This window comes from Nocardioides sp. AX2bis (assembly GCF_902506435.1).
Classification (GTDB): Bacteria; Actinomycetota; Actinomycetes; order Propionibacteriales; family Nocardioidaceae; genus Nocardioides.
Genome location: NZ_LR733215.1, coordinates 2750997 through 2763178, shown reverse-complemented (window position 1 = coordinate 2763178; position 12182 = coordinate 2750997). Strand labels below are relative to the sequence as shown.

General features: G+C 74.4%; 12 protein-coding genes. 9 read left to right on the top strand and 3 right to left on the bottom strand.

What is annotated here, in order from left to right; all coding sequences use genetic code 11:
* The first annotated feature begins 96 nt into the window (after positions 1–96).
* The 8 genes from rplU to GV155_RS13155 all read left to right on the top strand — a co-directional run bounded on the left by rplU (position 97) and on the right by GV155_RS13155 (position 7972).
* The gene (gene rplU / locus GV155_RS13190) at positions 97–399 is read left to right on the top strand and encodes a 50S ribosomal protein L21 (RefSeq protein WP_160008619.1); all 303 of its coding nucleotides are present in this window, start codon (positions 97–99) and stop codon (positions 397–399) included.
* A gap of 43 nt (positions 400–442) precedes the next feature.
* A complete protein-coding gene (rpmA, locus tag GV155_RS13185) occupies positions 443–697 on the top strand; it encodes a 50S ribosomal protein L27 (RefSeq protein WP_160008617.1) in 255 nt (84 codons plus the stop codon).
* A 112-nt stretch (positions 698–809) separates the two neighbouring features.
* Positions 810–2351, top strand: coding sequence for a GTPase ObgE (obgE, locus tag GV155_RS13180; RefSeq protein WP_160008615.1), 1542 nt, complete (start codon positions 810–812; stop codon positions 2349–2351).
* Positions 2348–3478 carry a glutamate 5-kinase gene (gene proB, locus GV155_RS13175; RefSeq protein WP_160008613.1) on the top strand — a complete coding sequence of 377 codons (1131 nt, stop codon included), beginning with the start codon at positions 2348–2350 and terminating at the stop codon, positions 3476–3478. Before obgE ends, proB begins: the two co-directional genes overlap by 4 nt.
* Before the next feature lie 85 nt (positions 3479–3563).
* Positions 3564–4568, top strand: a complete 1005-nt coding sequence (locus GV155_RS13170; protein WP_160008611.1) for an endonuclease/exonuclease/phosphatase family protein — start codon at positions 3564–3566, stop codon at positions 4566–4568.
* Positions 4569–4614: 46 nt separating this feature from the next.
* Positions 4615–5817, top strand: a complete 1203-nt coding sequence (locus GV155_RS13165; protein WP_160008609.1) for a cysteine desulfurase family protein — start codon at positions 4615–4617, stop codon at positions 5815–5817.
* Between the two features lie 23 nt (positions 5818–5840).
* On the top strand, positions 5841–6971 hold the full coding sequence (gene mnmA / locus GV155_RS13160; RefSeq protein ID WP_201300322.1) for a tRNA 2-thiouridine(34) synthase MnmA: 1131 nt from the start codon (positions 5841–5843) through the stop codon (positions 6969–6971).
* Entirely contained in the window at positions 6968–7972 is a 1005-nt protein-coding gene (locus GV155_RS13155; RefSeq protein WP_160008607.1) for a methionine synthase, read from the top strand. The genes mnmA and GV155_RS13155 overlap by 4 nt, the downstream gene beginning before the upstream one ends.
* Here GV155_RS13155 and GV155_RS21005 read toward each other — a convergent pair.
* The 3 genes from GV155_RS21005 to GV155_RS13140 form a co-directional block, all read right to left on the bottom strand.
* A complete protein-coding gene (locus GV155_RS21005; protein WP_160008605.1) occupies positions 7962–8987 on the bottom strand; it encodes a DUF4349 domain-containing protein in 1026 nt (341 codons plus the stop codon). The genes GV155_RS13155 and GV155_RS21005 overlap by 11 nt on opposite strands.
* Before the next feature lie 270 nt (positions 8988–9257).
* Positions 9258–10268: an HNH endonuclease signature motif containing protein gene (locus GV155_RS13145; protein ID WP_160008603.1), complete on the bottom strand. Its 1011-nt coding sequence runs from the start codon at positions 10266–10268 to the stop codon at positions 9258–9260.
* Between the two features lie 250 nt (positions 10269–10518).
* Positions 10519–11568, bottom strand: coding sequence for an aldo/keto reductase (locus tag GV155_RS13140; protein WP_160008601.1), 1050 nt, complete (start codon positions 11566–11568; stop codon positions 10519–10521).
* Between the two features lie 55 nt (positions 11569–11623).
* Between GV155_RS13140 and GV155_RS13135 the strand changes: the two genes are divergently transcribed.
* On the top strand, positions 11624–12169 hold the full coding sequence (locus GV155_RS13135) for a hypothetical protein (protein ID WP_160008599.1): 546 nt from the start codon (positions 11624–11626) through the stop codon (positions 12167–12169).
* Positions 12170–12182: the final 13 nt, after the last annotated feature.

Here is a 12182-nt window from a genome sequence, read left to right as displayed (position 1 = left end):
CCGCTGCATGGCATCCCGCTCCTCGCACTCCCGGAGGACGTGCCGGCGTGCCGCAGACCTGGACTGAGTGTTCTGAACCGACGAAGGAGATCCGCGGTGTACGCGATCGTGCGAGCTGGCGCAATCCAGCAGAAGGTCGCCGTGGGCGACGTCATCTCGATCGACAAGATCGCCACCCCGGTCGGTCAGACCGCGTCCCTGCCGGTGCTGCTGGTGGTCGACGGTGAGTCGGTGACCTCGGCCGGCCTGGACAAGGCCGCGGTGACCGTCGAGGTCCTCGGCGCCACCAAGGGCCCCAAGATCATCATCCAGAAGTTCAAGAACAAGACCGGCTACAAGAAGCGCCAGGGTCACCGCCAGAAGTACACCCAGGTCAAGGTCACCGACATCTCCCTCTGAGACGCCGCCGGGCTCTCAGCGCAGAACACGAAGGATGTAACTCATGGCTCACAAGAAGGGCGCCGCGTCCACCAAGAACGGTCGCGACTCCAACTCCCAGTACCTCGGTGTGAAGCGCTTCGGCGGCCAGGTCGTCGGCGCCGGCGAGATCATCGTGCGCCAGCGCGGCACCCACTTCCACCCGGGTGCCGGTGTCGGCCGCGGCAAGGACGACACCCTGTTCGCCCTCATCCCCGGTTCGGTCGAGTTCGGCCGCAAGCGCGGCCGCCGCGTCGTCAACATCCTCGCGGGTCAGTGACCCGCCCCGGGGGCACAGCCCCCGGGACCCCGGCCCCGGCCGGACCTCGAAGGCGCTCCTGACCGGGGCGCCTTCGCGCATTTCACCGAGCAGCACCCCCGAGAGGAATCCCATGGCCGTCCCCACCTTCGTCGACCGCGTGCGGCTGTTCGTCAGCGCCGGTCGCGGCGGCAACGGCGTGGCGTCCGTGCACCGTGAGAAGTTCAAGCCCCTCGGCGGCCCCGACGGGGGCAACGGCGGGCCCGGCGGCTCGGTGATCCTGCGCGTCGACGCCGGTGTCACCACGCTGGTCGAGTACCACCACAGCCCGCGGCGCACCGCCGACCACGGCGGCCACGGCGCCGGCGCCCACCGCAACGGCGGCCACGGCGGCGACCTCGTGCTGCCCGTCCCGGACGGCACCGTCGTCACCCGGGCCGACGGCACCCCGATCGCCGACATGGTCGGCCCCGGCGCCGAGCTCGTGGTGGCCACCGGCGGGGCCGGCGGGCTCGGCAACGCGGCCCTGGCCTCGACCAAGCGCAAGGCGCCCGGCTTCGCGCTGCTCGGCGAGCCCGGGGACGAGCTCGAGGTCGTCCTGGAGCTCAAGGTCGTCGCGGACATCGGCCTGGTCGGCTTCCCCAGCGCGGGCAAGTCGAGCCTGATCGCGGCCATGTCGCGGGCCCGGCCCAAGATCGCGGACTACCCGTTCACCACCCTGGTGCCCAACCTCGGCATGGTGACCGCCGGTGACACCACCTTCACCGTGGCCGACGTGCCCGGCCTGATCGAGGGCGCCAGCGAGGGCCGCGGCCTCGGCCACGACTTCCTGCGCCACGTCGAGCGCTGCGCGGCGCTGGTGCACGTCGTCGACACGGCCACCTTCGAGCCCGACCGGGCCCCGGTCGAGGACCTCGACATCATCGAGAACGAGCTGGCCCGCTACGGCGGCCTCGAGGACCGCCCCCGGCTGGTGGCGCTGAACAAGGTCGACGTGCCCGACGGTCGCGAGATCGCCGACATGGTCCTGGCCGACCTGACCGCCCGCGGGCTACGGGTGTTCCCGGTCTCCGCGGCGTCGGGGGAGGGCCTGCGCGAGCTGGGCTTCGCGATGGCCGAGATCGTCCAGGCCGCGCGCGCCGAGCGCGAGGCCGTGGTCGCCGAGCGGATCGTGCTGCGGCCGCAGGCCGTGCGCGAGGAGGACTTCACGGTGCGCGCCACCGGCGCCGGCTGGCGCGTGCGCGGCACCAAGCCCGAGCGCTGGGTGCGTCAGACCGACTTCTCCAACGACGAGGCCGTGGGCTTCCTGGCCGACCGGCTGGACCGGCTGGGCGTCGAGCGCAAGCTGGTGGCACTGGGCGCGGTCGAGGGCGACGCCGTGCTGATCGGCGACCCCGAGGACGCGGTGGTCTTCGACTTCCGCCCGGGCATGGACGCCGGCGGCGAGATCCTCTCCCGCCGTGGCGAGGACGTCCGCCTCACCGAGGACCGGCCGGCCGCCCGCCGTCGCCGGGCCATCGACGAGGCGATGCCCGACCGCGGCGAGAACGAGACCCGCGCCGACGTCGCCCGCCGCTACGACCGGGGCCCGACCTCCTACGAGATCGGCTCCGACGCGGACCCCGACGCCGCCCCCGCCGACCCGTCGGGCCCGGGCGGCTCCGAGCGACGATGAGCACGGCGCCGTCGGGCGCCCGGCCCGAGGTCGTCGCGGCGCGCCGCGTCGTGGTCAAGGTCGGCTCGTCCTCGCTGACCACCGCCGCCGGCGGCATCGACCCCGACCGGGTCCGTGCGCTGGTCGACGTCGTCGCCGCGGCCCGCGACCGCGGGGTCGAGGTCGTCCTGGTCTCCTCGGGCGCGATCGCCGCCGGGCTCGCGCCGCTCGGCCTGCGTCGGCGCCCCAGCGACCTGCCCTCCCAGCAGGCCGCCGCCTCGGTCGGCCAGGGGCTGCTGGTGCACCGCTACACCGAGGAGCTCGCCACCCACGGCGTGACCGCAGGACAGGTCCTGCTGACCGCCGACGACGTCGTACGGCGCACGCACTACCGCAACGCCCACCAGACCTTCGCGCGGCTGCTCGAGCTCGGGGTGCTGCCGATCGTCAACGAGAACGACACCGTGGCCACCAGCGAGATCCGCTTCGGCGACAACGACCGGCTCGCCGCCCTGGTCGCGCACCTCGTGCACGCCGACCTGCTGGTGCTGCTCAGCGACGTCGACGGCCTGTACGACGGCCCGCCCGCCGAGGCCGGCTCGCGGCGGCTGCCGGTCGTGGACTCCGTCGAGGACCTGACCGGGGTGCGGCTCGGTGCCCCCGGCGACGCCGGGGTCGGCACCGGCGGGATGCGGACCAAGGTCGACGCCGCCATGATCGCGACCGGCGCCGGGATCCCGGTGGTGCTCAGCGCCGCCCCGCAGGCAGCCGAGGCCCTCGGGGGCGCCGACGTCGGCACCCTGTTCCGGGCCACCGGCAAGCGCCGACCGACCCGGCTGCTGTGGCTCGCGCACGCCACCGAGCCCCAGGGCCGCCTCGTGCTCGACGACGGCGCCGTCCGTGCCGTCACCCAGCGGCACACCTCCCTGCTCGCGGCCGGCGTGACCGGCGTCGAGGGGTCCTTCGCGGCCGGTGACCCCGTCGACCTCGTCGACCCGGCCGGAGCGGTCCTGGCCCGCGGGCGGGTCGGCTTCGACGCCGACGAGCTCCCGGCGCTGCTCGGCCGCTCGACCCCGGACCTCGTGGCCGAGCTCGGTCCGGCCTACGACCGCGAGGTCGTCCACCGCGACGACCTCGTCCTGCTGTAGGAGGTCCTGGCCGTTCACCGCGGCGTCGCCGGGGCGACGCCGCGGGGCGGTCGGCGGTGGCCACCGGGTCGGTACGTTCGCAGTCATGCCGACGCCCCCCGCCGTGGTCCGTGCGGCGCTGACCGTGGTGCTGGTGCTCCTCCTGGTCCCGGCCGGTGCGCTGACGGTGCTCCGGCTGACGGACCCGTCGGCGGGGCTGCTGGTGCAGGCGCAGGCGTTCACGCCGTTCGCCCTGGTGCCCTACGCGCTGGCGGTGGTGGTGCTCGGCGTCCTGCTCGCCCGGCGCGGCCGGCGCCGTCTGGTGCCGGGTGTGGTCGCGGTCCTGGTCCTCGCTGCGGCGGGCCTGCACGTGAGCTGGCTGCTGCCGTCCTACACCGGGGAGGGACGCGACCCGTCGCCCGCCGCCGGGCCGGGGGACGAGGTGGTGGTCCTCAGCACCAACCTGTACTTCGGGCGGGGCGACGGGGCCGCGGTGGTCCGCGAGGTCGCCGAGCGGGACGTCGACGTGCTGGTGGCCAGCGAGGTCACCCCGCGCACGCTGGCCGCCATGGAGGACGCCGGGCTCGACGCCCTGCTGCCGCACCGCACCGGGCGGACGGGGGAGACCTACGAGGGCACGATGGTGTTCTCGGCCGAGCCGTTCCAGCGCGCCGAGCCCGTGGCGGGCACGCGGTTCGACAACCTGCTGGTCCGCACCGGCGGCCTGGACGTGCTGGCCGCCCACCCGGCCGCCCCGCTGGACCCCGACGACTGGGCCGAGGACCACGCCGTGCTGCTCGACGTCGTCGTCTCCGAGCGTCCCGACGTGGTCGTGGGCGACCTCAACGCGACCCTGGACCACGCGCCCGTCCGCGCCCTGCTCGCCGAGGGCTACCGCGACGGCGCCGAGCTGCTCAACACCGGGCTCACCGCCACCTGGCCGGTCAACGGGTACTTCCCGGTCCTCGGCCTGCTGCCGCCCACGGCGCCCATCGACCACCTCCTGCTGGCGCCGGGCTGGACCGTCACGAGCACGGGCACGGTCGCGGTGCCCGGCACCGACCACCTGGCGATCGTGGCCACCGTGGTGCCCTCGGTGGACCAGGGCTGAGGCGCCCGGTCCGGTGCCGGGGGGCGCGCGTACGCTGGTCGGTGCGATGTCCGAAGCCCTCCTGCGCCCCGAGGCCAGCGTCTACCTCGACCACGCCGCGACCACGCCGATGGTCGAGGCCGCGGTCGGGACGCTGGTCGCGCGGTTGCGCGAGGTCGGCAACGCCAGCTCCCTGCACGCCTCCGGTCGCCGGGCCCGCCGGGTCGTCGAGGAGGCCCGCGAGTCGCTGGCCGGCTCGCTCGGCTGCCGCCCCGGCGAGGTGGTCTTCACCTCCGGCGGCACCGAGTCCGACAACCTCTCGCTGAAGGGCCTGGCCTGGGCCCGACGTGCGGCCGACCCCCACCGCGTCCGCCTGCTCACGACCGCCGTCGAGCACCACGCCGTGCTCGACCCGCTCGACTGGTTGGCCACCGACCAGGGCGCGGTCGTCGACCACGTCGCGGTCGACGACCGGGGGCGCCTCGACGTGGACGCCCTGCGGGCCTGTCTCGAGCGCGACCCCGGCTCCGTCGCGGCGGTGTCGGTGATGTGGGGCAACAACGAGGTCGGCACCCTCCAGCCCCTCGACGACGTCGTCGCCCTCGCCGCCGAGCACGGCGTGCCCGTGCACACCGACGCCGTCCAGGCCGTCGGCGCGGTCCCGGTCGACTTCGCCGCCTCCGGCGTCGACGCGCTGACGCTGACCGGTCACAAGGTCGGGGGACCGTACGGCGTGGGCGCCCTGCTGGTGCGCCGCGAGCTGGACCTCACCTCGCTGGTCCACGGCGGTGGGCAGGAGCGCGACGTGCGCTCCGGCACCCTCGACCCGCCCGCGATCAGCGCCCTGGCCACCGCCGTCGAGCTGGCCGTGGCCGGCCAGGCCGACCACGCGGCCCGGATGTCGGCGCTGCGCGAGCGACTGGTGCGTGGCGTGCAGCGGGTCGTGCCCGAGGCGGTCCTGAACGGCGCGCCCCTCGACGACCCCGGCGCCGGCCTGCCCGGCATCGCCCACCTGTCCTTCCCCGGCTGCGAGGGGGACTCCCTGCTGATGCTGCTCGACGCCCGCGGCATCGAGTGCTCCACCGGCTCGGCCTGCTCGGCCGGGGTCCCGCAGCCCTCCCACGTGCTGCTCGCGATGGGCCGGGACGAGCAGGTCGCGCGCAGCTCGCTGCGGTTCTCGCTCGGCCGCACCTCGACCGAGGCCGACGTCGACGCGCTCGTCGCCGCGATCGGCCCGTGCGTCGAGCGGGCCCGCGCGGCGCGCCGGTGACCGCCCCCGGCGGCCCGGGGCCGCTGCGGGTCGTGGCCGCCATGTCCGGCGGGGTCGACTCCGCGGTCGCGGCGGCGCGTGCGGTCGAGGCCGGCCACGAGGTCACCGGCATCCACCTCGCGCTGTCGCGCAACCCCGCGTCGTACCGCTCCGGGGCGCGCGGCTGCTGCACGGTCGAGGACGCCAACGACGCGCGGCGGGCCGCCGACGTGATCGGGATCCCGTTCTACGTCTGGGACCTCTCGGAGCGCTTCCACGCCGACGTCGTCGAGGACTTCATGGACGAGTACGCCGCCGGCCGCACGCCCAACCCGTGCCTGCGGTGCAACGAGAAGATCAAGTTCGAGGCCGTCCTCGAGCGCTCGCTCGCGCTGGGGTTCGACGCCGTCGCCACCGGGCACTACGCGCGGCTGCGCCGGGCCGGTGACGGCACCGTGGAGATGCACCGGGCCGAGGACGACGGCAAGGACCAGTCGTACGTCCTCGGGGTGCTCGACCAGCGCCAGCTCGCGCACTCGCTCTTCCCGCTCGGGGACACGCCCAAGTCGCAGGTGCGGGCCGAGGCCGCCGAGCGCGGGCTGCTGGTCGCCGACAAGCCCGACTCCCACGACATCTGCTTCGTCGCCGACGGCGACAACGCCGGCTGGCTGCGCGAGAAGCTCGGCGACCGCGCCCCGAACGAGGGCGGCGACATCGTCGACGACGCGACCGGCGAGGTGCTCGGCCGCCACGAGGGCACCTACGGGTTCACCGTCGGGCAGCGCAAGGGCCTGCGGATCGGGCGGCCGGCCCCGGACGGCCGCCCCCGGTTCGTGCTCGACATCGAGCCGGTCTCGGGCACGGTGACGGTCGGCCCGCACGAGCGGCTGGCGGTGGACCGGCTCACCTGCACGCATCCCCGCTGGTGCGGTGCGTCGCCGGGCCTGCTGCGCGGCACCGTGCAGCTGCGCGCCCACGGTGCCGAGCTGCCCGCGGTCGTCCGGGTCCACCCGGACGGCGAGCGGGTCGAGGTCGAGCTGCTGGAGCCGGCCTACGGCATCGCGCCCGGCCAGACCGCGGTCGTGTACGACGGCACCCGCGTGGTCGGCAGCGCCACCATCGACCGCACCGGCGCCGGTGCCGGTGCGTCACCCCGGCAGGAGCAGCAGCGATGACCCGTGCGACTGCGGTCGGCTCCATGCCGGGCGAGGACCAGCGTTCCTTCGACCACGCCGTCGGCCTGGTGCTGGGTGAGCTGGTCGGCCAGCTGCCGCACCTCCCCGAGGTGCCGGGCCGCGGCGCCGCCGCGGCGATGACCGGCCGGGCGCTGGCGCTGGTGGCCGAGCTGGGCGCCGACCTGCAGCCGGCGGGCTGGCGGCTCACCGGGCAGGGTGCGTCCGGGGTCGACCAGCGTCGTGCCCGCAGCCTGGTCGGTCAGGACCTCGACAGCCTCGAGGAGCAGGCGCAGGGTCTGACGGGGTCCTTCAAGATCCAGGTGACCGGTCCGTGGACCCTCGCCGCCACGGTCGAGCGCCCGCGCGGCGGGGCCGTCCTCGGGGACCACGGAGCCCGGCGCGAGCTGGCGCAGGCGCTGGCCGAGGGCCTCGTCGACCACGTCGCCGACGTACGGCGTCGGCTGCCCGGCGTCGAGCGGCTCGTCGTGCAGGTCGACGAGCCGGCGCTGCCGTCGGTGCTCGGCGGGCAGGTGCCCACCGCGTCGGGCCTGCACCGTCACCGCAGCGTCCATCCGCCCGAGGCCTCCGACACCCTGGCCGCCGTGCTCGAGGCGGTCGCGGGAGCCGGGGGCGAGCCGTGGGTCCACGCGTGCGCCCCGCGTACCCCCCTCGACCTGCTCCGCGGCGCGGGAGCCCGGGGCCTCGTCGTCGACCTCGACCAGCTCGCCGCCGAGGACCACGACCAGCTCGGCGAGGCGCTCGAGGCGGGGGAGTCGGTCGTGCTCGGTGTGCTGCCCTCGACCGATCCCGTCGCCCGGCCCTCCGACAAGGACGTCACCGCCCGGGTCGAGCGGTGGCTGGAGATGCTCGGGCTCGACCCGGAGGTCGTCGGGGACCAGCTCGGCATCTCCCCGACCTGCGGCCTGGCGGGCGCGTCGGCGGGGTGGGCGCGGGACGCGCTGCGGCTCGCCGCGGCGACCGCGCGCAACCTCACGCCGTAGGGGTCGGGCGCCGCGCGAGCAGGCGCCGGCCGACGAGGGCCGCTGGCACGCCGAGGAGCACGGCGACCAGGGCGAACGGCAGCAGCGCGCCGACCACCACGGCCAGGCCGGCGCCGAGCGAGCCCAGGGCCTCCCACCCGTCCTTCAGGCCGCCGACGAACGCGAGGTCGTCCTCCTCGGGCGCCGGCGGCACGGCCGCCGGCTCGGACTGCTCGAGGTAGACGGTGATCGTGGACAAAGTGGTCTGGTCCTGCAGGTAGGCCAGCTGGCCCTTCAGGGAGTCGAGCTCGGCCTGGCGCCGGCTCAGCTGGGCCTCGATCGAGACGATGTCGCCGATGTCCTGGGCCTGGCCGAAGAGCACCTCGATCCGCTGGAGGCTCTGCTCCTGCGCCCGGATCCGCGCCTCGGTGTCGATCACCTCGCCGGTGACGTCCTGGGCCTTGCGGGTCGACTCGGTCACCTTCCCCAGCTCCCCGATGCCGGTCATCGCGGCGTCGAACTCCGCGCTGGGCACCCGCAGCTCGACCCGCGACAGCCGGACGTCGCCCTCGTCGCTCGCGGTGGTCTTCTCGTCCGCGACCGACCCGCCGTAGGTGTCGAGGAGCTTGTCCAGGTCGAACCGGGCCCCGGCGACGTCGTCGCTCTCGACCGTCAGGGTGCCGGTCTGGATGATCGCGGGCTCGGCTCCGGGTTCGGTAGCGGGGGAGGTGTCGACCGCCTTCCCGGGCGCGGCGACCCGGCTCGCGGAGTCCGCGCTGAACGACAGGGAGCCGTCCTGGAGGGCGTCCGGGCGGGTGCCGGCCGCCTGCTCCTCGCCGACCTCGGTGTCGGCGCTGCCGAGGCTGGCGGCGCTGTCGGCGCTGTCGGCCCCGGCGGAGGAGGACTCCGAGCCTCCCGACGAGCACCCGGCGAGCCCGAGCCCGGCCGCGAGGAGGAGGGCCAGGCCCAGGGACGGCAGCCGCTTCGCGGTGACGGTGGCGGAGGTGGTGACGGCGGTGGTGACGGAGGTGGTCATGCGGCTCGGACGGCCGGACCCCCCACCCGGTTCCGCCGAGGTGACGCTCGCGGACAGCCGAGATGACGCTCGCGGCGCCTCGAGGTGACGATTCCGGACAGGGCGGTGCCCTGGTGGTCGAGGGCGCGCGGCACCCGGTGATCGTGGGCGCGCCGATCCGGCCGGTGGTCGAGGAGGGAGCGACCCCGGTGGTCGAGGGCGCGCAGCACCCGGTGGTCGAGGAGCGAGCGAAGCGAGCGTCACGAGACCCCGTACGCAGAACGGGTCGGCCTATGTCCTTCGGTGGAAGGTGACCTTGTCGTCGGGATGGATCGTCATCTCGTAGGCGGGGTCGTGGGCGCGGGCGTGGTGGTGCGGACAGAGCAGCCGTCCGTCCTCGATATCGGTCTTCCCACCTTTGGCGAACATGGTGTCGTGGTGGGCGTGGCAGAGCCCGGGTGGCCAGTCGCAGCCTTTGGCGGTGCAGGACTTGTCGCGGGCGTGCATGGCGTAGGTCTGCGCGGCGGTGTACTTGCGTCGGGCCTTGCCTTGGTGGAGGACCTCACCGTTTCCGCCGAGGACCACGGGGATGATCCGCGCCTCACAGGCCAGCCGCATGGCTTGGGCGGCGGTCATCGGTGTGCCGTCGTCCAACGTGGCGGTCCCGAGCGCGGTTGTCAGGAGGTCGAAGGTGGTGGTGGCGATGAAGGTCCCGTCGGTGCGGCCGAGCTTGGGTGCGTTCTGTCGGGGGTAGTTCTCGATCAGCTCACAGAACGCCTCACCGAGCTTCTGCGGACCCGGCCGACCCTTGACCCAGTCGCGCTTCTCCCCGGACTCATCGGGGGTGCAGTTGATCTCCTCGGCCTGGATGAGCAGGGCTGCGTCGAGGTCCTCGGGGAGGTCCTCCAACGCGTTCACGACAACGCGGACCTGGTCGGCGTTCATCGCCCCTGAGGCCAACGCGTCGCGGACCTTGGTCCACCGCGACTCCAACGCGGTCGCGAGCTTCACTTGGGCCGCACACACGTTCTTGCGGGACCTCGTGGCGTTCGCGGCCCACACCCCGGTCGAGGTGCACCCGGTGTCGGAGCCGACCTGGACCTCGTCGGCGTGGGCGAGGACGGCGAGCTTGAGGGAGGCGACCTTCGATTCCAGGACCGCCAGCGCCTGGATGGTGTCGCGGGTGGTGGCGACGTCCAACGCGAAAAGCGGCCGCTCGGCCAAGGCCGTCACCGAGGCCGACAGTGCGCGGACACTGCACGGGACGGGGTGCCCGGTGGTGGTGTCCTTGATGGTGGCCATGGATCAATCCAAGCACTGGCCGCCGACAGTCCTGGGGTGTTTCCACAGGTCAGAGGCGGTTCTGCACAACCAGGAAAGGCACATTCGATCAAACGTTCAGTAACACTCGCAGTAAGGGTCTCGTGACGCTCGCTTCGCTCGCTCCTCGACCGCCGGGGGGCTGCGCTGACTCCTGCGACCTCCGGGGGGCTGCGCTGGCTCCTGCGACCTCCGGGGGCGGCGCTGGCGCCTCGCCCCCGGCGACGCTGCCTCAGGCGGTGCGGCGTCGACGCAGGAAGGGGTCCTGGAGCGACGGCGGCGCGTACCCGGCGTCGTCGCGGGCGAGGTTCACGCCCGGCGGGACGATCTCGTCGATCCGGTCGAGCACGTCGGTCGACAGCGTGACGTCGACCGCGCCGAGCTGGGTCTCGAGCTGCTCCATCGTGCGCGGCCCGATGATCGGGGCGGTGACGCCCGGGTGCTGCATCACGAAGGCCAGCGCGAGGTGCACCAGGGTCACACCGGTCTCCTCGGCCAGGACCGCCAGCGCCTCGGCCGCCTCGAGCTTGGCCTGGTTCTCGGGCCGCGCGAGGTCGTACTGGGACGAACGCATCCGCGAGCGGTGGTTGTCGGGGGCGTCCTGTCCCGTGCGGAAGCGACCGGTCAGCCAGCCGCCGTTCAGCGGGCTCCACGGGATGACGCCCATGCCGTACCGCTCGGTGGTGGGCAGCAGGTCGGCCTCGATCCCGCGGGCCAGGATCGAGTACGGCGGCTGCTCGGTCACGAAGCGCCCCAGACCGCGACGCTGGGAGATCCACTGCGCCTCGACCACGTCGGCGGCCGGGAAGGTCGAGCAGCCGAACGCACGGATCTTGCCCTGCCGCTGGAGGTCGGTCAGCGCGGCCAGGGTCTCCTCGACGTCGGTCTCCCGCTCGGGGCGGTGCACCTGGTAGAGGTCGATCCAGTCGGTGCGCAGCCGACGCAGGCTCGCCTCGACCTCCTGGACGATCCAGCGCCGGGAGTTGCCGCGGTTCAACGGGTTGCCGGTCTCGCCCATGTCCACGTCCATCGGCCCGTGGAACTTGGTGGCCAGCACGACCTCGTCGCGGCGGCCCTCGAGCGCCTTGCCGACGATCTCCTCGGACTCGCCGCGGGAGTAGATGTCGGCGGTGTCGACGAAGTTCACCCCGGCGTCGAGCGCGCGGTGGATGATCCGGGTCGACTCGTCGTGGTCCGGCTCGCCCCACGCGCCGAACATCATCGCGCCGAGGCAGAGGGGGCTGACCATCATGCCGGTGGGTCCGAGGCTCCTGTAGTCCATGGATGCGACGGTAACCCGGCTGGCAGCATGGACGGCACCAGTCCTGGGGGTCACGATGCACGTCAGCCGTTCCCGAACCGCCGCCGTCGCCGTGCTGCTCGTGCTGCTGGCCTCCTGCCGGGGCGGGGCCGCGGACCGGGAGCCGACGGGGGGCGTGCCGCTGACCCAGCGCGCGGTCGCCGCGGTGGCCGCCGAGCACCTCCGGGTGGTCCCGGCCTCGGCGCGCTCGACCGCTGCCCGACTCGGCGACCCGCCCGGGGAGGTCGGCGCCGAGCTGGGCCTCCCCGCCGACGGGTCCGGCGCGGGGTCGGTCGTGCGGGTGGTGGTCAGCCCCGAACCGGGGGCCCGCACCTGCCGGGGTCGAGTGGACGAGAGCGGGTGCACGGTGACGCCGACCGACGGGGGCGTGGTCCGGCTGACCTGGGACCTGCTGACGCCCGAGGAGGACCCGGGGTACGTCGCCGTGTCGATGGTGCGTGACGACGGGTCCACCACCGTCGCCCTCGCGGGGCCTCCGATCACGCGGGACCCCCGCGGGCGGACCTGCCGTTCTCCGTCGAGGACCTCACCGCGCTGGCCGAGGACCCCCGGCTCCGGCTGACCACCACCGCGGA

Excerpts from the sequence above, each read along its gene's own strand:
- GV155_RS13165 (WP_160008609.1), top strand. The coding sequence starts at position 4,615 with ATGTCCGAAGCCCTCCTGCGCCCCGAGGCCAGCGTCTACCTCGACCAC.
- proB (WP_160008613.1), top strand. The coding sequence starts at position 2,348 with ATGAGCACGGCGCCGTCGGGCGCCCGGCCCGAGGTCGTCGCGGCGCGC.
- GV155_RS13170 (WP_160008611.1), top strand. The coding sequence starts at position 3,564 with ATGCCGACGCCCCCCGCCGTGGTCCGTGCGGCGCTGACCGTGGTGCTG.
- obgE (WP_160008615.1), top strand. The coding sequence starts at position 810 with ATGGCCGTCCCCACCTTCGTCGACCGCGTGCGGCTGTTCGTCAGCGCC.
- GV155_RS13155 (WP_160008607.1), top strand. The coding sequence starts at position 6,968 with ATGACCCGTGCGACTGCGGTCGGCTCCATGCCGGGCGAGGACCAGCGT.
- GV155_RS21005 (WP_160008605.1), bottom strand. The coding sequence starts at position 8,987 with ATGACCACCTCCGTCACCACCGCCGTCACCACCTCCGCCACCGTCACC.
- GV155_RS13140 (WP_160008601.1), bottom strand. The coding sequence starts at position 11,568 with ATGGACTACAGGAGCCTCGGACCCACCGGCATGATGGTCAGCCCCCTC.
- GV155_RS13135 (WP_160008599.1), top strand. The coding sequence starts at position 11,624 with ATGCACGTCAGCCGTTCCCGAACCGCCGCCGTCGCCGTGCTGCTCGTG.
- GV155_RS13145 (WP_160008603.1), bottom strand. The coding sequence starts at position 10,268 with ATGGCCACCATCAAGGACACCACCACCGGGCACCCCGTCCCGTGCAGT.
- rpmA (WP_160008617.1), top strand. The coding sequence starts at position 443 with ATGGCTCACAAGAAGGGCGCCGCGTCCACCAAGAACGGTCGCGACTCC.